Below are 22,082 nucleotides of genomic sequence, written 5' to 3'. Positions count from 1 at the left end.
GCAGGCAGTCAACCATCACCTTCCGCCAAAAGAAACCCTGTTCCCGGCCTGTTAAGCGGGGGAACGGGTTTCTTTATTTTTCGGCCGAGACAAGCGCTAAAAGCCCGACTTGTGCTACAATAATCGGAATACCATTACCACATCGGAAAGGAAGTCCTGTCGTGAGCAATCCGAGCACTGTCACAGTTGAAGAAATCATACGCGCCAACCATGCGCTAAGCCGGGTTATTGAGCCTTCGCCGCTTCAGCGCAGCGAGCTTCTGTCCAGGCAGTACGACTGCAATATTTATTTGAAAAGGGAGGACCTTCAGGTCGTCCGTTCTTTTAAAATACGGGGTGCCTACAACGTCATTCAAAGTTTGACGGAGGAGGAACGGAGCCGGGGCGTCGTATGCGCCAGCGCAGGCAATCATGCCCAGGGAGTCGCCTATTCCTGCAACCACCTGGGGATCGAGGGTAAGATCTTTATGCCGACCACTACCCCGCGCCAGAAAATCTCTCAGGTCAAAATGTTCGGAGGCCCTTACGTCGAAGTGGTCTTGATCGGCGATACTTTCGACGATTCGTCCACTCAAGCCCGTATTTATTGCGAGCGTGAGAATAAAGTCTTCATTCATCCGTTCGACGATGTGCGGACGATTGCCGGTCAGGGGACAGTCGGCCTTGAAGTGCTGAATCAGATGCCGGTGTCGCCTGATTTTATCTTCACCTCCATCGGAGGCGGAGGACTTGCGGCAGGAGTCGGCGCTTACGTCAAGGCCGTGTCCCCGGAGACCGCCGTGATCGGCGTGGAGCCGGAAGGAGCCGCAGGCATGCAGCGCTCTATGGAGGCGGGCCGGGTCGTGACTCTGGAGACGGTGGATAAGTTCGTCGACGGAGCGGCGGTCAAGCAGGTCGGCGAAATGACGTTCGAAATCTGCCGGCGCGTGCTGGATGACATCGTGCTGGTGCCGGAGGGCAAGGAATGCACGACGATTCTGGATCTGTACAACAATAATGCCATTGTCATCGAACCGGCCGGAGCCCTCCCCGTAGCGGCGCTGGATGCTTACCGCAGTCAAATTGTGGGTAAAAACGTAGTATGTGTGATCAGCGGAGGCAACAACGATATCGACCGGATGCAGGAGATCAAGGAACGGTCTCTCATTTATGAAGGCCTCAAGCATTACTTCCTGGTCAACTTTCCTCAGAGAGCGGGAGCACTCCGCGAGTTTCTGGAAGAAGTGCTGGGACCGACCGACGACATCACGCGTTTTGAGTATATGAAAAAAACGAATCGGGACAATGCTCCCGCCCTGGTCGGCATCGAGCTGAAAAACAAAGACGATTACGAAGGCCTCATCTCGAGATTATGCAAAAAAGATATTAATTATGTCGAAATTAATAACAATCCTACCCTGTTTAATTTACTGATTTGAACGCTAAAAGAGCCGCACCCCATGGGGTGCGGGACTCTTTTGCCGCCTGGCTTGGCAGCGTTTTCGCGGTGACAAAAAAATTTAATTAACCGTAGTATATTTAGTTGTGGATTTTGGATTACCCAAGATGTATAATCGGTTACGCGGTATAATTAACCTAGTCCTCTCGACATATTTTTACAACTCGTATCCAATACTAGATGCAGGAATTAGGCTTACAAAAACCAAACAGGGGGTTTTACTTTTATGAAGAAGTTTTTCAAGCTGTCGCTGGTCATGATGCTGGCATTCACGCTTGTACTCGCAGGCTGCGGCAAGAAAGCCGACAACGGCGGCGCAGCGCCTAGCGGCAATGCATCCGGCGGCGAGAAGAAGTCCGATGTGAAAATCGGCATGGTAACAGACGTTGGCGGCGTAAACGACAAGTCCTTTAACCAATCCGCTTGGGAAGCGCTGGAGAAGCTGAAGAAAGATACAGGCATCTCCACGAAATATCTGCAAAGTAAAGCGGATTCCGACTATGTTCCGAACCTGAACCAGTTTGTACAAGGTAAATACAACCTGACTTGGGGTATCGGCTTCGTTATCGCGGACGCTATGAAAACCGTAGCTCAGCAAAACCCTACGGCTAACTTCGCTATCATCGATAACGTGGTGGAAGCTCCGAACGTTCAATCCATCACTTTTGCTGAAAACGAAGGTTCCTTCCTCGTCGGCGTAGTAGCGGCGAAAATGACGAAATCCAACAAAATCGGTTTTGTCGGCGGTATGGACATTCCGGTTATCAAACGTTTCGAAGCAGGATTCAAAGCGGGCGTTGCGGCTGTAAATCCAGACGCTAAAGTCCTGATCAACTACACGGGCGCATTCGATAAGCCGGACCTTGGCAAAGCGGCAGCAGCCACTATGTACAACGACGGCGCGGACATCATTTTCCACTCCTCCGGAGCAACAGGAAACGGTGTTTTCAACGAAGCGAACGACCGCATCAAGCAAGGCAAAAAAGTATGGGTTATCGGCGTAGACAAAGACCAATCCCTGGAATTCGGCGATCAAGTGACTCTGACTTCCATGGTTAAGGGCGTTGAAGAAGCGGTAACGAAGTACTCCAAAATGGTTGTTGACGGCAACTTCAAGCCGGGCGCTCCTGTAACGCTTGGTCTGAAAGACAACGGCGTAGGCCTCGCTTCCACTTCGAGCAAGAACGTTCCTGCGGATGTGCTGAAGCTTGCTGACGAATATAAAGAGAAAATCATCAAAGGCGAAATCAAAGTACCTGAGCAATAAGATTTCGTTTAGGCTGCACCTTTTTCACCATGTACCATGACGCATGTTTATGTACGTTTTTATGATGGAGCATACAACAAGGCTGGTTGCATAACTGGCCTTGTTCTTACTTTCCAGACCTTCTACCAATAACCTTAGTAAGGGTGATTTCATGAGTGCAGCGACCCCTGTCGTTGAGTTGAAGCAAATCACAAAGCGTTTTCCCGGAATTGTCGCAAACGATTCCATCTCTCTTAAGCTGCAAAAAGGGGAGATTCACGCCCTCCTTGGAGAGAACGGTGCGGGTAAATCGACCTTGATGAATATTGTTTTCGGCTTGTACCAGCCGGATGAAGGCGGTATCGAAGTCAATGGCCAGCCGGTTCTGATCGACAGCCCCAATAAGGCGATCGAGCTTGGAATCGGGATGGTCCATCAGCATTTTAAACTGGTTCAGCCGTTTACCGTCACCGAGAACATCATCTTGGGGATGGAACCGAAGAAAGGCATGAACATTGATTACAAATCCGCTGCCGAGCAGGTCAAAAAGCTATCCGAGCAGTACGGCCTTCAAGTAAATCCCCATGCTAAAATACAGGATATTTCCGTCGGCATGCAGCAGCGTGTCGAAATCGTGAAGACGCTTTATCGTGGTGCTGACATCCTTATTTTCGATGAACCGACAGCGGTTCTGACTCCCCAGGAAATCACTGAGCTGATGGATATCATGAAACGTCTCGTTGCGGAAGGCAAGTCCATCATCCTCATTACGCATAAGCTTAAGGAAATTATGCAAATTTCCGATACGGTTACGATCATCCGCAGAGGCAAAGTGATCGATACCGTCAAAACGTCCGAGACAACGACCCGCGAACTGGCCGAGAAAATGGTAGGGCGCAGCGTCTCCTTCAAAGTCGACAAGAAGCCGGCGCAGCCGAAAGGCCCTGTTCTGCAGGTGCGCGACATTAAGGCGAAGTCGCACGACGGGCTGCCGGTTCTGAACGGATTGTCCTTCGACGTGAAAGCCGGGGAAATCCTCGGAATCGCCGGTGTGGACGGCAACGGACAGAGCGAGCTGATCGAAGCGCTGACCGGTCTGCGCAAAGTGGACAGCGGTTCGATCAAGCTGCTGGACAAAGAAATCGTCAACCGGTCACCGCGTCATATTTCGGAAGCGGGCGTGTCCCATATTCCCGAAGATCGGCATAAACACGGGCTTGTTCTGGACTTTTCCATGAGTGAGAACATGGTGCTCCAGACGTACCACCGTCCCGCTTTTAACCGCGGCGGTTTCCTGAACTACGAAGCGATTGATAAGCAGGCGGAACGGCTCATCGAAGCATTCGACGTCCGTACGCCGAGCATTCACACGAAAGCGCGTTCTCTCTCCGGGGGGAATCAGCAGAAAGCGATCATTGCCCGGGAGATCGACCGGAATCCGGATCTGCTTATCGCGGCGCAGCCGACCCGCGGACTCGATGTAGGCGCTATCGAATTCGTGCATAAACAGCTTATCGCCCAGCGCGATCAGGGTAAAGCGGTACTGCTTATCTCCTTCGAGCTGGATGAGATTTTGAACGTATCGGACCGGATTGCGGTCATTTACGAAGGGGAAATAGTCGGGGAAGTTCTGCCGGAAGAAACGAACGATCAGGAACTTGGCCTGATGATGGCCGGCAGTATGAAGCGGGAAGGTGTGACCCATGAATAAAGTAATGAAGTTTTTTATGCGGGATTCCGCTATCATTCCTCTCGCGGCCATCGTGCTCGGGTTTGTATTCGGCGCCATCGTTATGCTGGCGGGCGGCTACAATCCCATAACCGCATACTCCTCGCTGTTTTCGCGGGTATTCGGGAATATGTACGATTTCGGCGAGACAATCCGCGAGATTACCCCGCTCATTTTGACGGGTCTTGCGGTCGCTTTCGCTTTCCGCGCGGGTCTGTTTAACATCGGCGGAGAGGGCCAGTTTATCATCGGGATGACAGGCGCTTCCTTCGTCGGCATTAAGCTGGGCGGACTGCCGGCGATCATTCATGCACCGCTTGCCATTATCGTAGGCGCCCTTCTCGGCGGCCTTTGGGCAGCTATTGCGGGCTATCTGAAAGCAAAGCGGGGCGTAAACGAAGTTATTACCACGATCATGCTCAACTGGATCGCTCTTTATTTGGCGAACTACACGGTCAACCATTTCCTGCTCCTGAAAGGGCAGCAGCGTTCCGTTGACATCGAGCCGACGGCTTCGGTCAGCTTAGGCTGGCTGTCCGCTATGTTTGATAACGCCCGTCTGCACTGGGGAACGCTTTTTGCCATCCTTGCCGCCGTGTTCTTCTACTTCTTCCTGTGGAAGACGAAGCAGGGGTATGAGCTCCGTGCCGTAGGCCACAACACGAATGCCGCTGAATATGCGGGGATGAATGTGAACAAGAACATCATCAAAGCCATGTTTATCAGCGGAATGTTTGCCGGTCTGGCCGGCGTGTTTGAGGTGCTGGGCGTGTTCCACTACCAGACCGTTATGCCGGCGTCGCCGGGTTACGGTTTCGACGGAATCGCGGTTGCCCTGCTGGGGCTGACGAATCCGTTCGGCGTACTTCTTGCCGCTTCTCTGTTCGGTATCTTGACTTACGGATCCGCGGGAATGAGCTTTGGCGCCGACGTGCCGCCGGAGTTGATCCGGATCGTTATCGGTTCGATCATTTTCTTTGTAGCCGCACAAGGCATCGTGCGCTGGGTAATTGCCCCTCTCTATTTCAAGCGTAAGAAAGAGAAGGTGGTCTAGATGAGTTTGGATATTTTGGGTCAGCTGATCAATACAACGCTGGTATTTTCCACGGCGCTCATTTTTGCAGCCCTTGGCGGTATTTTCTCGGAGCGTTCCGGGGTTACCAACATCGGACTGGAAGGCCTGATGGTATCCGGTGCGTTCGCCGCGGCGGTCAGTACGTTTTACGCACAGGAAGCCGGCATGGGAAGCATGTCCCCCTGGATCGGACTTCTGGCGGCGCTCGTATTCGGGGTTTTGTTCTCGCTTATCCATGCCGTTGCGACCATCACGTTCAAATCGGACCAGGTCATCAGCGGTGTGGTCATCAACTTCCTGGCGGCGGGCGTAACGGTCTACCTCGTCAAGCTTCTCTTCGAGGGTGCAGGACAAACGGAAACGCTGACGGAAGTATTCAGCAAATGGGCGATTCCGGGTCTCTCGCAAATCCCGGTACTCGGTTACGGTATTTTTACGGCCTACCCGACCACCTATATCGCGCTGATTCTTGTGGCCGTATCCTATTATGTGCTGTTCAAAACGCCGTTCGGTCTGCGTCTCCGTTCCGTCGGGGAACACCCGAGCGCAGCTGACACCGTCGGTGTCAACGTTCGCCGCATGCGGTATATCGGCGTTATGCTGAGCGGCGCTTTCGCCGGACTGGGCGGAGCGACGATCGCCCTGACGACGACAAGCAACTTCTCGCATAACACCATCTCCGGACAGGGTTATATCGCCCTGGCTGCGATGATCTTCGGTAAATGGCATCCGGTAGGAGCGCTTGGAGCCGCCGTCTTCTTCGGTCTTTCTCAAGCGATCCGGAACTACGTGCAGTTGTTCGAATGGTCTCAGAGCATCCCGCAGGAGTTCATCTTTATGCTCCCGTATGTCTTGACCATTCTGGTTCTTGCAGGTGCGGTCGGCCGTGCTTATCCGCCTGCCGCCCTCGGCGAGCCTTACGATCCGGGCAAGCGTTAAGCTGAACGGAATCAACGAAGCAAAAAAGGCTGTCCCAAAAGTCACGAAAGTGACTTAGGGACAGCCTCTTTTTTTAGTTTCCGGGGGATAAGAGCAGCAGGAGCAGTTGTGTTCAGTTAACTTGGCGGGGCTAATGGGGAAGGTCCGCGGTTTACATATTTTCGTCTTCGCCGCTAATTATACTTTCTCGTTTATCAGGGGCTGGCTTCAGCGGTCCCAAAAGTTGGCCTGCCCTGCGCAGCAGCAGAATAATGGAGATTCCCGACAAAAATCCGACTATACCTAGAGCAATTAGAAGAAATTGCCAAGCTTCCGGCATATTTAATGCCAGAGGACTTAGTATAAGCGTGGCGCCTGTAACCGCTAAAAAAACGGATCTGCGGATATGGGCGCTTTGTGCCAGCTCGGGAAGGCTGCTGCGGGCAGCGGCAGAAATAACACCGGTACAAAGATAATAGATGAAGGCCAGCAAAAGCGCCGAATTGACCAGTCCAAGCGAGAACCAGAGGAAAGAAAATTCCTGATTTGTGACCAGGGCCCCTCCTAGGTTGATTTCATTCGGCAGCGATAAAAAAATAAGCACGGTAGCAAACCGGCGCGCAACCCGGAATGCTTGCTCCTGCTTTCCAAGCTCGCCGAGTGCGGAAGCGGCCATCCAAAATCCGATGAAATCGGGAAGCAGATCCACGGACTGAATACGAAAATGGAGGAAAACCAGGGTCAATCCCCACGAGATCCGAAAATAAAGGCGGCTCAACTAAGGCAGCTCCCTTCTGGTTTGAACGATCTTTCGGATGTCTGAAGCGCTCAGATCGGACTCATACCTTATAAATCCGGCCATGTCGTCTTTAAAGCCGTCAGAAGCTTGGGCTTTGACCCGAACGGCTCCTTCGATTCGATTATATTTTTCGGCTGCTTTATGCTCGGGTGTATCTGTACCTGTGTCTTCGAGCCGGTAAGATAAACGCATGTAGCTGCCCTTTTTTACGGCTACAGGAAATGAAATTTCTTCGACGGGAAGACCCTCCACCTCCGCCTTATCTCCGGATTGAAGAGAGGTCCGATAACCGGGCTCCTGTTCCAAAGAGAGCGCATCGAGATACAATTTCATGCGGGGGTAGTTGTCATCCGGGTAGGGGGATTCAACCCCTGTCAATATCAGGTCTTCTTTGGTCGTCACAAGAGTGTACCCGACATTCTGATTGGAAGTGCCGCCGCTTGAAAATTCGAACAAGGAGCGATCGGCGGTATTTTTAGCCTGTGGTGTGAGGGTAACGTCACCGATATCCAGCATGCGGGAACTTCCGTCACTGAGCCAGGCGCGAACCTGCTTAATATGCAAAGGGGCTGCAGACGGGTCTGTTTCCTGGCCCTGCTGTTCCAGAGAGATCAGAACCGATTGATAATTTTGATAGGCATACCGGTTTTTATTTAGAAAATTGACGGAAGCATAGGGCAGCTCCGGAACCTCTACGTCTACAATGTGAAGGCCTCGGTGATTCTCCAGATAGGAGAGTTTAAAGCTGGCTCCCTCTTCAAGAGGGAGATCAATAAAATGCGATAGAAAGACAGGCTCCGGCAGCTGATTTTTTTCATAAACCCATAGGTTTCCGATCCAACTGGCCAAAGCCAGAAGAAAAACTGCAATCAACGGATTTTTCAACTAACGGCCTCCATTCCGGCGGCTTCTCTATTCCTTGCTTCCGACAGAGGATCAGCCAAAACTAAACATGACATAGCCGAAACAAGCAGCATTCAAAAGGAACGTTATTCCCGCTCCTATAAGAATTCCCTGAACGACGGCTGTCCGTTTGCTGAAAATAAGGAGAAGCGGCAATACGTAGAGCATCTGTACGATGCCGATCCCAAAGTACATCGGAAGGGCAAAGAGCCATAAGAGATGGCCAAGCGCCACCCAGCCGATTCCTTTCGAGACATCGAGTCCTTTCCACGGACGACGGGTCCGGCCGGACCCGCCATGTTCATGAGAGGGTGGAGAGGAAGTTTGTTCGGAGCCAGTCTCCGTTGCGTGATCCCCAGGTTCGGAATTCCAGGCTGGTTCCGGTCCTTTTTCCTTCCCGGATTCGGATGAAGTTCCCGCCTCCGGCTGCGTACCGCTCTCAGTCGGATCGTTTTTATAATCACTCATGCGAGCCCTCCCGTCTCCGCGCGCAGCTCTTCCAACAGTGCTTCACGGCCGTCCCGGTAAAATAAATTATACGTATCGAAGGGGATGATTCTTCCGTCGGGATGAGCGATATGCACACATGATTTTTTTACGGAACGGACATCGAAATTGTAAGGGTCCAGGAACTGCATAATGAGTACGCGGAACACATTGTCATACCCGATATGCTCTGGTACGGCGACGGACGGCAGGCAACAGAGTAGATTTTTCAGCGAAAGCGCCGACGACTCGGGAGAATGAGCGGTCGAGAATAGGTCGAAGACTTGATCCTTTAACGTCTGATCCTGCTCGAATACGATCGTATTGCGGCCGCCTTCCAGCAAAATTTGAGGGTCGATCATCCCGGTTAGCGGTAAGGCCTGTCCTCCCAGCTTCAAAGCATATCCCATGGCGAGGCAGTCCGGATGACAGGGAACCGGTATAATATCTTCCGGCTGAAAAATACCGGATTGTTCGATAATCATCCGGCGCACTTCGCTGAGTGTCAGCCGGTCTTTGGCCGGATCGAACGCTTCGGTACGACCGGCAACTTGAACCGGCTGGAACGTTACGCCCCGGACCGCGCGCTGCTGCAGCCCGTAACGGATAATATCGCCGACCTCGGAGTCGTTGAGTCCCTTTTTTAGAGTGACTACGAGAGTGGTCGAGATATTAAATTCATTGAGATGTTCGATCGCACGCCGGCGCACATCACGCAAGTCTGCCCCGCGCAGTTCGCGGAGGGCCTCTTCTTCAAAACTGTCAAACTGGAGGTACAGCTCGAATCCCGGCATATATCGGGACAGCTTCCGCACGAATTCCCGGTCTTGGGCGATTCTCAACCCGTTGGTGTTCACCATAAGGTGTTTAATGGGTTTTGTTTTGGCCAGATCGAGAATCTCGAAAAATTGGGGATGGATCGTCGGCTCGCCGCCGCTGATCTGCACGATATCCGGTTCTTCTTCGTTGCGTACGATAGCGTTAAGCATGGTTTCGATCTGCTCCAAAGAACGCCAGGTCTCCCGTTTCGGAGAAGATTCGGCATAGCAGATCGGACACTGGAGGTTGCATTTGTCCGTAATCTCCAGGAGCGTCAGGCAGCTGTGCTGCTCATGGTCCGGGCACAGCCCGCAATCGTATGGACAGCCGTACTTGATCGGCGTATTCCAGTGCTGGGGCATTTCAGCGGGTTTCAAAAATTCGCGGCACCGTTTGTAATACTCCGCATCATCCGAGATCAGAACCTTTTCCCGGCCGTGCCGGCCGCAGTATTTAAGCAGATAAACGTTCTCATCCTCGATAATGACCTTCGCCTCCACTTTACGGAGACATTGGGAACATATGCTGTTGGTGAGTTCGTAGAACAAATAAGGACGGTTTTTGGTAGGCATGGAGGTCAGGTTCCTTTCCCGATTAAGGTAGGTTTCGCGGAAAGCTTACGCCGCAGAAGCAGGGTGTAATAGATCAGGCCCGCTATGCAGGCGAGCTGAATGTTGTTCAGTCCGGCATACGGGTGGGGAGTCGGTTTGATAAAGTCGACCAGCAGGCGGAAAAGAAGGTAGCCTCCCATGAATATAATGAACGACATGCCGTCCGGAAGGTGAACGGATCCGTGCCTGGCACGGTTTTTCATCACCAAGATCGTGATGCCCAGAAGAAGCAGGAAAGCGATCTCGTAAAGCTGAGTCGGATGACGGAGAATGCCATCGCCAAAGTCGACACCTGTTACCCAGCCTGTCGGGATTCCGTAGGTATGATCATCCAGACCGGTCAGAAAGCAGCCGATCCGTCCGATCATCATCCCCGTAAGAAGCGGCAGAGCCATATCATCGCCTGTGGAACGGGTGTGCCCGATTCTTTTTTTGGTCCATTCCACGCCGATTAGTCCTCCGAGGAGCCCTCCGACAATCGTTTTACCTTCCATTAGGTAGGTCATATCGTTCCAGCGCTGCAGGGTCAAGGCGGGGTCTTCCAGCCAGTAAAGCGCCTTCGATCCTGCAGCCGCCCCCAGTGTGGCACCGACGAGGACCCAGAGAGCCTGACTTGCCTGGAGTTTTTCCTTGCTCCGGGTATAGAGATAAAGACGGAATCCGATAAAATAGGCAAGCGCTTCAAAAACAAGATGAGGATGCAGTCGGATAAAGCCGAGGTCAATATACACTGGAAAAGTCATGGATTCCTCCCCGATAAAGTTAAGGTAAATTATACCACAAGTAATTTAAGAGAGGGGATCGGATGGGGAGCCGGTCCTAGCGGGGGCCAATCCGGGTTTCCGCGGGAAGACCAACTTCGCGCGGCTACATACGTTTCATATCGCTGCGGTAGTCCGTCGGGGATAGGCCGTACCATCTCCTGAACTGCTTGGAGAAGTAAAGCGGATCACGGAATCCCACCGAAAAAGCAATCTGCTCGATCGTCAACTCCAGCCGCTCCCGCAGAAGCTGCCGGGCTTTATCGACCCGGAGCTTGGACAAGAAAGACACCGACGTCTGGCCGGTATGCTCCTTGAACAGCCGGGACAGGTAAGCCCGGTTGTAGCCGAGCGCTTCCGCCATAGACTCGATCGAGATGTCCTCGGCATACTGCGTGGACAAATAATGCAGCATCTGCTGCACCGTCACCTCCGCCCGGGAACGGGAATGCGCCTTACCCGGCTCGGGTAAGGGCGGCCGTGCCGCGTCGGCGTATTCGGCCAGCAGCAGATGAAGATAGCCGAGCGCACGAAGCGAAGCCGTGCCGCTCTTATGCCTCAGCGCGCGCTGCAGGCGCCGGAAAAGCGCCGGAACACGGCGGCCCGCATGCGCCGTGTGAATAACCGGCTGCTCCGGCGTGAGGCCGGCCTTGCGCATGTGGGCCGCCGCTTCCGCACCGGTGACGGCGAGCCAGCAGTAGCGCCAGGGATCGGCTTCGTCGGCTTCATAGCCGACGAGCTGCTCCGGCGCGATGCAGAAGCTGTCACCGGGGCCCAGAAGCAGCTCCCGGCCCGCTGCCGTGAACCGCCCTCTTCCGGAGATAACCGTATGGATGAGGAAATAATCGTACACCTTAGGCCCCAGGCGGTGGAGCGGTTTGGTCTGGCTTTCCCCGGAGAAGAGTACATGAAGAGCCGCATCTTCCGGCGGCTCCGGGTTGGACACGACATAGTAAGTGGGTTCTCGCTTCATTGGACTTCACATCCTCCTGTTTGCGATAATGAGTTAAGAAAAAGCGGCGCCGGACAAGCAGTTCTTTTCCCGTACTCGTTCTGACAAGGAGTTTGCCTGCGCCGGAATCTGCACAGTTTCCGCTCTTCCTTCATCCTACCATCTCCTGCGTGCTTCCGACATCACATTTTTCCATATGGTCCTTACATCATTCCATAGGACTTCAAGTGGTTCGCGCTTATACTGGAGGTAGAAGAACGAAACAAGAAATCGTTAACAATTCAAGTACAATATGAATCTACTTAAAGGCGGTGCCGAGATGGCCGATCTTAATCTCCTTAAAACACAATTTATCGAACTGTACGGAGGGGCTGAGAAGGATATCACAGTTTTCCATGCTCCCGGCCGTGTTAATCTGATTGGCGAACATACCGATTACAACGGGGGCTATGTCTTTCCGGCTGCCCTGACTTTCGGCACTACCCTTCTTTTGCGCAAAAATAATGAAGGCCTGCTTCGCATGGCTTCCACCAATTTCGCCCATAAAGGGTCTTGTTCCCTGGACGATATCGTTTACCGGGAAGAAGACGACTGGATGAACTACCCGAAGGGCGTAGTCGCCAAGCTTCAGCAGAAAGGCCAGGGCCCCCGGTCCGGCTACGATATGCTGTATCACGGTGAAATCCCGAACGGGGCGGGGCTTTCGTCCTCGGCTTCTATTGAAGTGGTCACGGGGTACGGATTGCTGGAAGCGGAAGGATACCCGGCAGACCGGGTGGAGCTGGCGCTGCTTGCCCAAAAAGCGGAAAACGAGTTCATGGGCGTAAACTGCGGCATCATGGACCAGTTTGCCGTTGCCAACGGACGCAAGGATCACGCGATTCTGCTCATGTGCGATACTCTGGAATACGAACTCGTACCTTTTCAGAGCGGAAGCTACAAGCTTGTGATCGGCAATACGAACAAGCGCCGCGGACTCGTAGATTCGGCATACAACGAACGCAGAAGCCAGTGCGAGCAGGCTGTTCGCGACTTGCAGACCCGCTTCCCGGACTTGACGCTTCTTGGCCAAATCAGTCTGGAGCAGTTCGAGGCGAACAAAGATATCATCAAGGACGACATCGTTCGGCGGAGAGCGCAGCATGTCGTGCAGGAAATCGACCGCGTGCTGAAATCCATAGATGTGCTGAAAGCCAATGACTTGGAAGCCTTCGGACGGCTGATGACCGGATCTCACGAATCTTTGCGCGATCTTTACGAAGTTACGTGCCGGGAACTCGATGTGATGGTAGAAGCCGCACTGTCCGTGCCGGGCGTCCTCGGATCACGGATGACGGGAGCCGGATTCGGCGGCTGCACCGTCTCTCTCGTGCATGAGGACAGCATTGAGGCATTCCGTGAGAAGGTCGGATCAATCTACAAAGAACAAACGGGACTCACAGGAGATTTCTACGTTTGCAGCATCGGAGACGGCGTGAACAGAGTACAAGACTAGGCAGTGGTCGGGCCTTTGAGTCCAGTAAATAAAATCTTCATATAGAAACAGAAACGGAAAAACAATCATCGGGAGGCGGAAAAAATGGCGATTATGGTGACAGGCGGGGCCGGATACATCGGTTCTCACGCCGTAGCGGAGCTGCTGGATAGAGGAGAAGAGGTTGTGATCGTAGACAATCTCCAGCAAGGTCATCGCGATGCGGTATTGGGCGGCAAGTTTTACGAAGGCGATCTGCGGGACGAAGCGTTTCTGGACACGGTATTCCGGGAGAATGAGATCGACGCGGTTATCCATTTTGCAGCGAACTCGCTAGTCGGAGAAAGTATGACGGACCCGGCGAAATATTACCACAATAACGTTTACGGGACTCTCTGCCTGCTGGAAAAAATGAAAAAATTCGACGTGAAACGAATCGTGTTCTCTTCGACGGCGGCAACATACGGCGAGCCCGAAAACACGCCGATTCTGGAAACCGACCGGACCGAGCCGACGAACGCCTACGGGGAAACGAAATTGTCCATGGAGAAAATGATCAAATGGTTCGATCGCGCTCACGGGATCAAATCCGTTTCGCTGCGCTATTTCAACGCGGCGGGCGCGCATGAAAGCGGCCGGATCGGCGAAGACCACCATCCCGAAACGCATCTGGTTCCGCTCATCCTTCAAGTGGCGCTCGGACAACGAAGCCATATCTCCGTCTTCGGAGAAGACTATGCGACACCGGACGGGACCTGTATCCGCGATTACATCCATGTCAGCGACCTGGCCGACGCTCACGTGCTTGCCGTAGAGAAGCTCCGCCAAGGCGGGGAGAGCGGCGTGTACAATCTCGGAAGCGGCAACGGATTCTCCGTAAAAGAAGTGATCGATATCGCCCGCGAGGTGACGGGCCATCCGATTCCGGCCGTTCTGGAAGCACGCCGTTCCGGAGACCCCGCGGTTCTTATCGCCTCTTCCGATCGCGCCCGTCAAGATTTGGGCTGGAAGCCTAAGCGGGACAATCTCCAGGCGATTATCGCCAGTGCCTGGGCATGGCATCAAGCGCATCCGGAGGGATATGCGGACAAGAAGTAGCATCTGGAGATTACCTGCCTGCCGGGCGTAAGGAGTGAGTGAAGAGATGAGTATGGACTTGGAACGGGAGAAAGCACGGAATCAGGCTGATCAGGCGGCGCTTGCCGTTGAACGCCTGGTGTCGTTTGCCCTTGCGAAGGGAATGATCGAGTCCTTGGATGTATGTGCGGCGAGGAACGCGCTTTTAGACGCGCTGGGTCTGCCTGAGCCGTATCAAGGCGCGGACGGAAACGCTGTAGACGAAACGGTGGCCGCGGAGCCTGGAGAAATGCTCGAAGTTTTACTGGACTTCGCTTATTTCCGCGGACGTCTTGAAGAGGATTCGACCACTTACCGGGATCTTTTCGATGCCCGTTTGATGGGGCTGCTGATGCCGAGACCGTCTGAGGTCGCCCGGCAGTTCGGGGAAATCACAAGGGAACACGGAGTGCGGAAGGCGGCGGACTGGTTTTACGAGCTTTGCATAAACAGCAATTACATTCGTATGGACCGGATACGCAAAAACGGGTACTGGCTGGCCCCGACGGAATACGGGAATCTCGAAATTACCGTCAATCTGTCTAAACCGGAGAAAGATCCGAAGGAGATCGCTCTTCTTCGGACGCTCAAACAAAGCGGATATCCCCAGTGTCTCCTGTGTGTGGACAATGTCGGCTATGCGGGCAGGCTGGATCATCCGGCCAGGCAGAACCTGCGCGTACTTCCGCTTACGATTGACGGGGAAGCCTGGTTTTTTCAATATTCCCCTTACGTCTACTATAACGAACACTGCATCGTCTTGAACGAAAAGCATGTCCCGATGAAAATATCAGAGCGGACTTTCCGCAGGCTGTTTGATTTCATCGAACAGATTCCGCATTATTTTGTGGGCTCAAATGCGGACCTGCCAATCGTCGGAGGGTCGATTCTGAGCCACGACCATTTTCAGGGCGGGAATCATAAATTCCCGATGGAACTCGCTCCCGTTGAGCGGAAGTTCGCCTCCGACACGCACCCTGGCGTCACGGTCGGTATCGTCCGGTGGCCGATGTCGGTCCTGCGGCTCGAGGGAAGCGGCCGCGAGGACGTCCTCCGCGCCGCGGACATGCTGCTCGCCGCATGGCGTGCCTACAGCGATCCGTCCGCGGACATCGCGGCGTTCACGCAAACAGCGGACGGTGTACGGGTTCCCCATAACACCGTCACGCCGATCGCCCGGTTCAACGCGTCCGGGCAGTATGAACTGGATCTCGTGCTTCGCAACAACCGCGCGAGCGAAGAACACCCGGATGGCATCTTCCATCCGCACCGCAACCTTCACCACATCAAGAAGGAGAACATCGGCTTGATCGAGGTGATGGGTCTGGCCGTCCTTCCTGGCCGTCTCCAAGAAGAGATCAGCGGAATCGCCGGGTTCCTTACCGGAGATTCCGCGTGGAGCGGCGCGGACGGCCTGGAAGCGGGCCATCCGCTGGAGAAGCATGCCGCCTGGATCGGCGAGCTTGTCGCCGCCGGCGGCACGGCCCTTTCGCTGCAGGAGGCGCACGAACTCCTGCAGCGGGAAATCGGCGGCAAATTCAAGCAGGTGCTTGAAGATGCCGGCGTATTCAAGCGGACCGATGCCGGTCAGACGGCATTCGGCCGCTTCTTGGGCAGCCTCGGCTTCGTACATGCCGAGTAGCAGGCCAAAAAAGCCTTTCGTCCTCCCGCAGCGGGGAGAACGAAAGGCTTTTTTATGCGCCGGCCGAGCCGATACGCCGCGGGCGCCTATCCGGCCTGCGGCCCGGCTGCGCCCGCCTTGGCCGGACGGCTGCGCCAGACGGACATCGCGATGACCGCGATGAGCGCCAGGCCGGCTGCGACGGCGAAAGGCAGCTGGGCCGACAGATGGTGGGCGATGTAGCCCGACAATACCGGAGCGATGGCCGCACCCAACCAGCGCACGAAATTGTAGGCGCCGGACGTTACGCTCCGTTCGAACGGAGAAACCTCCATCACGTGGCTTGTGAACAAAGCATTGTTCAATCCGCAGAACAAGCCGATGACGATGATCAGCAGAATCTGCAGCCACAAGGTGTGAACCAGGAACAACAGCAGCAGAATGAGGCAGAACGCCCCCAAGCTCCACGGAATGATTTGCGAAGGTTTGTAGCGCTCCTCCAGGTTGTGAGCCAGCTTCGCGGAACCGTAGGCCAGCATGAGGCCCCAGCCGAAGAAAACAAGACCGAGCTGGATGGCCGACATATGAAGCATCAGCGGCGAATAAGCCAACACGACGAAGAAGCCGTAATAATAGAACATCGAAGAACCTGCGACACGCAGGAACGGCTTGTGGGTCGCCAGGTGCAGAAGCTCCTTGAGCCCGGCCGCTTTGCGGACCGATTTTTTCTCCGGCTCCTGAATCATGAACAGCACCAGCAGGAACGCGATAAGCACAAAACAGCCCGTGGCGATAAACGGCAGCCGCCAGGAAATGCCGCCGAGCAGTCCGCCGACAAGCGGTCCGCCCGCCATTCCGAGGCCGATTGCCGCTTCATACATGCCGACGGCCGTATTGGCCGAGGGCGTCAAGGCAATAAGCAGGGTCATGGCGGTGGCGAAGAACATCGAATTCCCGAAGCCCCAGCCCGCCCGGAACAAGGCTAGCTCGGTAATGCCGCCGGATGCGCCGCACAGAAAGGCGAAGACGGTCACGACGGCGAGGCCGGCAACCATCATTTTTTTGTCGCCGAAGCGGGTCGCCGCAAGCCCGGACGGAATCATCATAATCGCCATAGTGAGGATGTAGGCGGTAAAAAGCAGCTCGATCTGCGCCGGATTCGCGCCGATTTTCTCGGCTATAATCGGAAGAATCGGATCGACGACCCCGATTCCCATAAAAGCAAGAAAGGTTGCAAACACCGTGACGTAACGTGCGCGTGTTTGCTTTTTTATTCCCTGATCCATACCAATATGCACCCCTCGCACAAGTCTGGCCGGGAAATGGGTATCGCGAGCACGGCTATTGTCCGGAAGACGGGATCTTGCCGGAGGACGCCGCCGTTTGAGGCTGGCCGATCGCTTCACGTACCTTGGAGAGCAGCTCCTCCATATCTTTTCGGAACGCCTCCATTTTATGAATCTTGAGATCAAGCATATCCACCTGTTCGGCGAGTCCGCCCGCTACGCGCTTGAGTTCCTCCTGCTTCTTCAGCTCGACGGCGTAGCCGTCGGAACCTTCGCGGTAGGAAGCAAGCAGCGTATCGATTGCCAGGAAATGCTGCAGCTCCTGCAAAGAAAAGCCGAGCACTTCGCGAGCCAGCAGTACTTTCTTCAGGCGATCCACGTTTTCCTGGGTGTACAGCCTGACGCCTCCCTCGCTGCGCGTAGGCGCCTCGAGAAGGCCGATCTCTTCATAATATCGGATCGTACGTTTGGTCAATCCCGTCTCCTTGGCGACATCATCAATTTTTAACCGTGTCATGTTTACCACTCCCAGTCGCTATTATCAAGATTACTCTTAATTAACGTTAACGTCAACGTTAACTTTATCCCCTTAGTTGGAAAGCTCGTTGCACTTTCTGAACCCGGTTTCTGAATAACCGGGGTTCATATCCATTAACTTTTCTCTATAAGTATATCGTTTTCCGGCTCTTCTAACCAAATCGGCGCGGCTTTGCGAAACAGCTAAAAAACCGCCACAACCTTTGTTGTGACGGTTCTGATTTATAGCGGTGCGGTATCCGAATGTGCGCTATCCGATTCTGCTATGAACCTAGGGATGCAGTCTTCACCGCGGGAACTAAAACCGGCTAGAGCTTTCTAGCCACCAAAGTGAACGATTTAGGAATGCCTTTATCGTAAACATCCGAAGACCTGTTGGGCTCTTCCTCCAGAACCTCGATGAACAATCCCGAAGAAGCGGCGGCCGTAACGATTTCCCCGAGCGTCCATTTGCGGTGCCGGACCTTGATTAAGGCCGCTTCATCCTGTCCCGGCAGGAATTTGGAGTAGGCGACATCCGTCTCTTCTATAGAAGTATCGAAATAATCGCCGGTTACCTTGTGTTTCCGGACCTTGGCGGTTGAACCTCGTGAGGAGATCAATTTGGTCGTCACGGGATGAAAGTCCTGCAGGATCAGCCGTCCGCCGGAAGCCAGCAGTTTGACCACTACGTCGAATAGCGGCTTCAGCTCCAAGAAATAATGAAGAATGCCGAATTCCATAAGCGCCAGACCATAGTCGCCGGTCAGCTCTTCTTCGGGAAGCTCCAGTACATCGGAGACGACGTAACGGACGTGTGCTCCGGCGGCTTCTGCCAGTTCCGTTCCGTATTTGGCGTTTTCCGCCGCGATATCTACAACCGTGACTTCGCTCGCTCCCAGCAGGGCGAGAGCCGCGGCTTTACTGCCGTGGGAGCCGAGCAGATTAACGGCTTTAATTCCGCTGAGGTCCCCGAGAAAACGGCTGAAAGACCGCACGGTCCCCTCCGGGTTCCGGCTAATAAGTGCGGCTGCTTCCTCCGGGGTTCCGAACCGGTTCAGCCAAGCCTCGTAAGCGTGCTGGTTCCAGGCCGTCTGATTGTGTTCGCTGAATTGTTTTTGCACGGGGGATTCCCTCCTTTTGTTCCACAATCATTCATCATATAATAAAATCATCGGCAAATCCATCCGGTTCATACGGGTTTGCGGACAAGTTTTTCCGCCTAAGGAGGAGTTCGTTTTGAAATTCAGAGTTTCCGCAGTCCAGCATCATCTGCATACCATTTCGAGCTTTCAGGAGTTTGCGGATCAAGTCGAGCATTACGTCAAAACGGCGCAGGAATTCGATTCCGATTTCGTGCTCTTTCCGGAGCTTTTTACCACCCAGCTGTTGTCCATTCGCAATCCTGGGGAGGGAGCGCTGACGATCAACGATCTGCCCTCCTTTACCGACTCATATATGGAGCTGTTCAAGGGACTCGCCAAGTCGACCGGTATGCATCTCATCGGGGGCACTCATATCATTGAAGACGGCGGACGCCTGTACAACTCCGCGTTTTTATTTTACCCGGATGGCAGGGTAGGGGAGCAGAGAAAGCTGCACATCACCCCGACGGAAGTGAAAGAGTGGAACATGGGAGCCGGTGACGTTCTTCAAGTATTCGATACGGATAAGGGCCGCATTGCTATTCTCGTCTGCTACGACATGGAGTTTCCCGAAATCGTCCGTATGGCCAAAGCCCGCGGCGCAGACGTTATTTTCTGCCCTTCCTGCACAGACGATCGCCACGGCTTCCACCGCGTTCGCTACTCCTGCCATGCCCGTACCATCGAGAATCAGATCTACGTGGTCGTGACCGGAACGATAGGATCGCTTCCGACCGTTGACTTTATGAGAGGAAATTTCGGACAAGCCGCCGTGCTTACGCCTAACGACGTGCCCTTTCCTCCGCGCGGCATACTGGCCGAAGGAGAAATCAATGACGATATGATCATTACCGCCGATCTGGATTTGGCGCTTTTGGAAGAAGTCCGGGAGAAGGGCTCCGTTACCACGTGGCGCGACCGCAGAACCGATTTGTACACGGATTGGAAATAAAAACGCATGGTTTGAATCCGGCAGCGGATTGTTGAAGCGGTACCTACAATTTTGACGGAAGCGGGGACAGAAACGAGATGAATGCGACACCAAAATCCGAACCGCCCAAATATATGAAGAAAATGTATGTTTTCGACGGGGAGAAACCGGTTCCCGCCCTGATCAGAAACTACACGGAAGCGGATTTCGAAGCTCTGATCGACGTGCAGCGCCTAAGCTTCCCGCCTCCGTTTCCCGAGGAACTGTGGTGGAACGAAGAGCAGCTCCGCAGCCATGTCCGGTTATTTCCCGAGGGGGCTCTCTGCGTGGAGGTCGGAGGCAAAATCGTCGGCTCCATGACGGCGCTCCGCATCCGGTTCGATCCCCTTCATCCCGAGCATACCTGGGAAGAAATCACGGACGGAGGGTATATCCGCAACCACGATCCCGAGGGGGATTCCCTCTATGTTGTGGATGTTTGCGTGATGCCGGCGTACAGAAAGCTGGGGCTGGGCAAGTGGCTCATGTTCTCTATGTACGAGACAGTCGTCCATCTGGGGCTTCGCCGTCTTTTGGGCGGGGGGAGAATGCCCGGTTACGGGGCCCAGGCCGGCAAAATGACCGCCGATCAATATGTCGATGCGGTTGTAGCGGGAGTGCTTCACGATCCGGTTCTGAATTTCCTGCTCCGGTGCGGACGAATGCCGGTCGCCGTGCTTCCGGATTACCTGAAAGACGAGGAGTCCCTGAATCACGCTCTGCTGATGGAGTGGAGGAATCCCTTTCTCTAAAAGGCGGTTCCTTTTTCCGGGGAATAGCCCGGCAGTCTAAGCAACAACAAGTTTGAGAGGATGAGGCCCATGGAATACATACATATTACCGATATCAACGACCCTTTATTTGCGAAAATGCACCAGCTCATGCAAACCGTTTTTCCCGCTGAAGAGGTGCTTGATTTTGACCTGTGGAAAGAACCGCTTGAAGATCCGGGCATCCGTGTGTTCGTCGCCGTTCACGAAGGGGAAGTTGTGGGAGCGACCGAGTACCGTTATTACACCGATCTGGGAATTGCGATGACCGACTTTACCATTATCGGCCGACCCGGCCTTGGCATCGGCAGATTCCTGAGCCGCAAACGTCAGCATGACTTGGCGGATCTGGCTGCTCAAAGCGGGAAGCCTATGATCGGCATGTTTGCCGAAATCTATGATCCCTACCGGATAGAAGATCATTCTTTTGGCGGCGTTAAGCCGATGGATCCTTTCGTCCGCCGCGAGGTTCTGTCTCATTTAGGCTACCGCCGTCTGGACTTTCCTTACGTTCACCCTTCTTGGCAGAACGACGGAGAAGCCGTAAGCGAACTGGATCTGTGCTTTATGCCTTCGGATGAGAATGCGGAATACGTACCGTCTTCCCTTATAGCCGATTTTCTGACCCGATACTACTCCGTGCTTGAAAATAAACCGCCGACGTGGCAGGAAATGATCTCGCGTCTCCGTGAATCGGAACGTACGGCGCTTCTTCCCCTGTAAGCGGGAAACGAGGATGAAATGACCTTTAATCAGGAACTAGCCCAACCGGCGGTATAAAATCAAACAATTCCCTTCACAGCGGCGGAAGTTTGCGTATAGAGATGCGGAACTTCGTTTTTACATCTATGCTTGAAGGCAGTAGGCCTTCCCGCTCGATTATAAAAAGGGCTCCCTAGGAGCCCTTTTGTTTTACCGTTTAATCCTGCGTTTTTGCATCCGGTGCTTGTGTGTTTAGCTTGTCCTTATTTCGGATGGCGCGTTTATCTTCAGCGAGCTCCAGGGTGTCATTCGCAAACTCCATATCCTGATTCTCTGCATTCATGTGTGTTGTTCCCTTGTAGTTTCCGCTGTGCGTTCTATTTTCCATGGGGTTGCCTCCTCTCTGCATCATTAGATAGATAAAGTTAGCTTTGGTTTGCCGTCCGGAGAATATGCGCCATACTTCTCGAAAAGAATGGTTTAGATACGTATAGAAAAATCGCTGCAAGGATATGCTGATAGCATTGTTTTGTGTATGCAAAACAACTGGAATAAAAAACCTGTTGCAAAGCTATTGCTGACATGGTACATTAATTTAGCTGACACGGACGAGCCCTTGAAAAACAAGGCCGGAAGCGAAGCTGAGAAATTAATCTTTAAAAAAAGGTTGACTTCGAAAAATGGATATGTTATTATGGAATTCCGGCCGAGAGAAAATGGTCGATACAAACAAGTAACATATACA

Annotated in this window: 22 protein-coding genes; 12 read left to right on the top strand and 10 right to left on the bottom strand. The window is 53.7% G+C overall.

Going from position 1 to position 22,082, the window contains the following annotated elements; all coding sequences use genetic code 11:
• The first annotated feature begins 161 nt into the window (after window positions 1–161).
• From ilvA to PCH01S_RS17355, 5 genes are all read left to right on the top strand, one after another.
• Window positions 162–1,418, top strand: coding sequence for a threonine ammonia-lyase IlvA (gene ilvA / locus PCH01S_RS17375; RefSeq protein ID WP_042231234.1), 1,257 nt, complete (start codon window positions 162–164; stop codon window positions 1,416–1,418).
• Window positions 1,419–1,664: 246 nt separating this feature from the next.
• Window positions 1,665–2,705 (top strand): BMP family lipoprotein, encoded by a 1,041-nt coding sequence (locus PCH01S_RS17370; protein WP_042231233.1) that lies wholly within the window; start codon window positions 1,665–1,667, stop codon window positions 2,703–2,705.
• A 151-nt stretch (window positions 2,706–2,856) separates the two neighbouring features.
• Window positions 2,857–4,395, top strand: a complete 1,539-nt coding sequence (locus PCH01S_RS17365) for an ABC transporter ATP-binding protein (protein ID WP_042231232.1) — start codon at window positions 2,857–2,859, stop codon at window positions 4,393–4,395.
• On the top strand, window positions 4,388–5,467 hold the full coding sequence (locus tag PCH01S_RS17360) for an ABC transporter permease (RefSeq protein WP_042231231.1): 1,080 nt from the start codon (window positions 4,388–4,390) through the stop codon (window positions 5,465–5,467). Before PCH01S_RS17365 ends, PCH01S_RS17360 begins: the two co-directional genes overlap by 8 nt.
• On the top strand, window positions 5,468–6,427 hold the full coding sequence (locus tag PCH01S_RS17355) for an ABC transporter permease (RefSeq protein ID WP_009675785.1): 960 nt from the start codon (window positions 5,468–5,470) through the stop codon (window positions 6,425–6,427). It begins immediately after the preceding gene.
• Window positions 6,428–6,578: 151 nt separating this feature from the next.
• Here PCH01S_RS17355 and PCH01S_RS17350 read toward each other — a convergent pair whose 3' ends face one another.
• From PCH01S_RS17350 to PCH01S_RS17325, 6 genes are all read right to left on the bottom strand, one after another.
• Window positions 6,579–7,115 (bottom strand): hypothetical protein, encoded by a 537-nt coding sequence (locus PCH01S_RS17350; protein ID WP_255246849.1) that lies wholly within the window; start codon window positions 7,113–7,115, stop codon window positions 6,579–6,581.
• Window positions 7,116–7,184: 69 nt separating this feature from the next.
• Window positions 7,185–8,090, bottom strand: coding sequence for a hypothetical protein (locus PCH01S_RS17345; RefSeq protein ID WP_042231229.1), 906 nt, complete (start codon window positions 8,088–8,090; stop codon window positions 7,185–7,187).
• Window positions 8,091–8,141: 51 nt separating this feature from the next.
• Window positions 8,142–8,576, bottom strand: a complete 435-nt coding sequence (locus PCH01S_RS17340; RefSeq protein WP_042231227.1) for a hypothetical protein — start codon at window positions 8,574–8,576, stop codon at window positions 8,142–8,144.
• The gene (locus PCH01S_RS17335; RefSeq protein ID WP_042231226.1) at window positions 8,573–9,985 is read right to left on the bottom strand and encodes a radical SAM protein; all 1,413 of its coding nucleotides are present in this window, start codon (window positions 9,983–9,985) and stop codon (window positions 8,573–8,575) included. Before PCH01S_RS17335 ends, PCH01S_RS17340 begins: the two co-directional genes overlap by 4 nt.
• 5 nt (window positions 9,986–9,990) lie before the next feature.
• Window positions 9,991–10,767 carry a prolipoprotein diacylglyceryl transferase gene (locus tag PCH01S_RS17330; protein WP_042231225.1) on the bottom strand — a complete coding sequence of 259 codons (777 nt, stop codon included), beginning with the start codon at window positions 10,765–10,767 and terminating at the stop codon, window positions 9,991–9,993.
• A gap of 124 nt (window positions 10,768–10,891) precedes the next feature.
• Entirely contained in the window at window positions 10,892–11,758 is an 867-nt protein-coding gene (locus PCH01S_RS17325; protein WP_042231224.1) for an AraC family transcriptional regulator, read from the bottom strand.
• Window positions 11,759–12,056: 298 nt separating this feature from the next.
• Here PCH01S_RS17325 and PCH01S_RS17320 point away from each other — a divergent pair, with 298 nt between their 5' ends.
• The 3 genes from PCH01S_RS17320 (at window position 12,057) to PCH01S_RS17310 (ending at window position 15,969) form a co-directional block, all read left to right on the top strand.
• Window positions 12,057–13,232: a galactokinase gene (locus tag PCH01S_RS17320; protein ID WP_042231223.1), complete on the top strand. Its 1,176-nt coding sequence runs from the start codon at window positions 12,057–12,059 to the stop codon at window positions 13,230–13,232.
• 84 nt (window positions 13,233–13,316) lie between these two features.
• Window positions 13,317–14,309: a UDP-glucose 4-epimerase GalE gene (galE, locus tag PCH01S_RS17315; protein WP_042231222.1), complete on the top strand. Its 993-nt coding sequence runs from the start codon at window positions 13,317–13,319 to the stop codon at window positions 14,307–14,309.
• Window positions 14,310–14,355: 46 nt separating this feature from the next.
• Window positions 14,356–15,969, top strand: coding sequence for a UDP-glucose--hexose-1-phosphate uridylyltransferase (locus PCH01S_RS17310; RefSeq protein WP_042231221.1), 1,614 nt, complete (start codon window positions 14,356–14,358; stop codon window positions 15,967–15,969).
• Window positions 15,970–16,055: 86 nt separating this feature from the next.
• Here the strand turns inward: PCH01S_RS17310 and PCH01S_RS17305 are convergent, their stop codons facing one another.
• The 3 genes from PCH01S_RS17305 to PCH01S_RS17295 all read right to left on the bottom strand — a co-directional run bounded on the left by PCH01S_RS17305 (window position 16,056) and on the right by PCH01S_RS17295 (window position 18,874).
• Window positions 16,056–17,234 carry an MFS transporter gene (locus PCH01S_RS17305; RefSeq protein WP_042231220.1) on the bottom strand — a complete coding sequence of 393 codons (1,179 nt, stop codon included), beginning with the start codon at window positions 17,232–17,234 and terminating at the stop codon, window positions 16,056–16,058.
• Window positions 17,235–17,289: 55 nt separating this feature from the next.
• Window positions 17,290–17,751 carry a MerR family transcriptional regulator gene (locus PCH01S_RS17300; RefSeq protein WP_042231219.1) on the bottom strand — a complete coding sequence of 154 codons (462 nt, stop codon included), beginning with the start codon at window positions 17,749–17,751 and terminating at the stop codon, window positions 17,290–17,292.
• A 328-nt stretch (window positions 17,752–18,079) separates the two neighbouring features.
• Window positions 18,080–18,874 carry a class I SAM-dependent methyltransferase gene (locus PCH01S_RS17295; RefSeq protein WP_042231217.1) on the bottom strand — a complete coding sequence of 265 codons (795 nt, stop codon included), beginning with the start codon at window positions 18,872–18,874 and terminating at the stop codon, window positions 18,080–18,082.
• A gap of 115 nt (window positions 18,875–18,989) precedes the next feature.
• Between PCH01S_RS17295 and PCH01S_RS17290 the strand changes: the two genes are divergently transcribed.
• The 3 genes from PCH01S_RS17290 to PCH01S_RS17280 all read left to right on the top strand — a co-directional run bounded on the left by PCH01S_RS17290 (window position 18,990) and on the right by PCH01S_RS17280 (window position 21,358).
• Window positions 18,990–19,847, top strand: coding sequence for a carbon-nitrogen hydrolase family protein (locus tag PCH01S_RS17290; RefSeq protein WP_042231216.1), 858 nt, complete (start codon window positions 18,990–18,992; stop codon window positions 19,845–19,847).
• A 77-nt stretch (window positions 19,848–19,924) separates the two neighbouring features.
• Window positions 19,925–20,617, top strand: a complete 693-nt coding sequence (locus tag PCH01S_RS17285) for a GNAT family N-acetyltransferase (protein WP_042231214.1) — start codon at window positions 19,925–19,927, stop codon at window positions 20,615–20,617.
• A gap of 69 nt (window positions 20,618–20,686) precedes the next feature.
• A complete protein-coding gene (locus PCH01S_RS17280; RefSeq protein WP_042231213.1) occupies window positions 20,687–21,358 on the top strand; it encodes a hypothetical protein in 672 nt (223 codons plus the stop codon).
• Window positions 21,359–21,554: 196 nt separating this feature from the next.
• Here the strand turns inward: PCH01S_RS17280 and PCH01S_RS30920 are convergent, their stop codons facing one another.
• Window positions 21,555–21,725 (bottom strand): hypothetical protein, encoded by a 171-nt coding sequence (locus PCH01S_RS30920; RefSeq protein ID WP_164977106.1) that lies wholly within the window; start codon window positions 21,723–21,725, stop codon window positions 21,555–21,557.
• 147 nt (window positions 21,726–21,872) lie between these two features.
• Between PCH01S_RS30920 and PCH01S_RS31115 the strand changes: the two genes are divergently transcribed.
• Window positions 21,873–22,082, top strand: a 210-nt coding sequence (locus PCH01S_RS31115) for a hypothetical protein (RefSeq protein ID WP_042231212.1), incomplete at its 3' end; no start/stop codon positions are given.

Source organism: Paenibacillus chitinolyticus NBRC 15660, assembly GCF_000739915.1.
GTDB lineage: Bacteria > Bacillota > Bacilli > Paenibacillales > NBRC-103111 > Paenibacillus_F > Paenibacillus_F chitinolyticus.
Note: the sequence above shows the minus strand (reverse complement) of the source record. Positions and strands in the feature narration are given on the sequence as shown.

What these genes read in the sequence shown, in the direction of transcription:
- PCH01S_RS17370 (WP_042231233.1), top strand. Translation starts at nt 1,665, where the DNA reads ATGAAGAAGTTTTTCAAGCTGTCGCTGGTCATGATGCTGGCATTCACG.
- PCH01S_RS17365 (WP_042231232.1), top strand. Translation starts at nt 2,857, where the DNA reads ATGAGTGCAGCGACCCCTGTCGTTGAGTTGAAGCAAATCACAAAGCGT.
- PCH01S_RS17360 (WP_042231231.1), top strand. Translation starts at nt 4,388, where the DNA reads ATGAATAAAGTAATGAAGTTTTTTATGCGGGATTCCGCTATCATTCCT.
- PCH01S_RS17355 (WP_009675785.1), top strand. Translation starts at nt 5,468, where the DNA reads ATGAGTTTGGATATTTTGGGTCAGCTGATCAATACAACGCTGGTATTT.
- PCH01S_RS17340 (WP_042231227.1), bottom strand. Translation starts at nt 8,576, where the DNA reads ATGAGTGATTATAAAAACGATCCGACTGAGAGCGGTACGCAGCCGGAG.
- PCH01S_RS17335 (WP_042231226.1), bottom strand. Translation starts at nt 9,985, where the DNA reads ATGCCTACCAAAAACCGTCCTTATTTGTTCTACGAACTCACCAACAGC.
- PCH01S_RS17330 (WP_042231225.1), bottom strand. Translation starts at nt 10,767, where the DNA reads ATGACTTTTCCAGTGTATATTGACCTCGGCTTTATCCGACTGCATCCT.
- PCH01S_RS17325 (WP_042231224.1), bottom strand. Translation starts at nt 11,758, where the DNA reads ATGAAGCGAGAACCCACTTACTATGTCGTGTCCAACCCGGAGCCGCCG.
- PCH01S_RS17320 (WP_042231223.1), top strand. Translation starts at nt 12,057, where the DNA reads ATGGCCGATCTTAATCTCCTTAAAACACAATTTATCGAACTGTACGGA.
- galE (WP_042231222.1), top strand. Translation starts at nt 13,317, where the DNA reads ATGGCGATTATGGTGACAGGCGGGGCCGGATACATCGGTTCTCACGCC.
- PCH01S_RS17310 (WP_042231221.1), top strand. Translation starts at nt 14,356, where the DNA reads ATGAGTATGGACTTGGAACGGGAGAAAGCACGGAATCAGGCTGATCAG.
- PCH01S_RS17305 (WP_042231220.1), bottom strand. Translation starts at nt 17,234, where the DNA reads ATGGATCAGGGAATAAAAAAGCAAACACGCGCACGTTACGTCACGGTG.
- PCH01S_RS17300 (WP_042231219.1), bottom strand. Translation starts at nt 17,751, where the DNA reads ATGACACGGTTAAAAATTGATGATGTCGCCAAGGAGACGGGATTGACC.
- PCH01S_RS17285 (WP_042231214.1), top strand. Translation starts at nt 19,925, where the DNA reads ATGAATGCGACACCAAAATCCGAACCGCCCAAATATATGAAGAAAATG.
- PCH01S_RS17280 (WP_042231213.1), top strand. Translation starts at nt 20,687, where the DNA reads ATGGAATACATACATATTACCGATATCAACGACCCTTTATTTGCGAAA.
- PCH01S_RS30920 (WP_164977106.1), bottom strand. Translation starts at nt 21,725, where the DNA reads ATGGAAAATAGAACGCACAGCGGAAACTACAAGGGAACAACACACATG.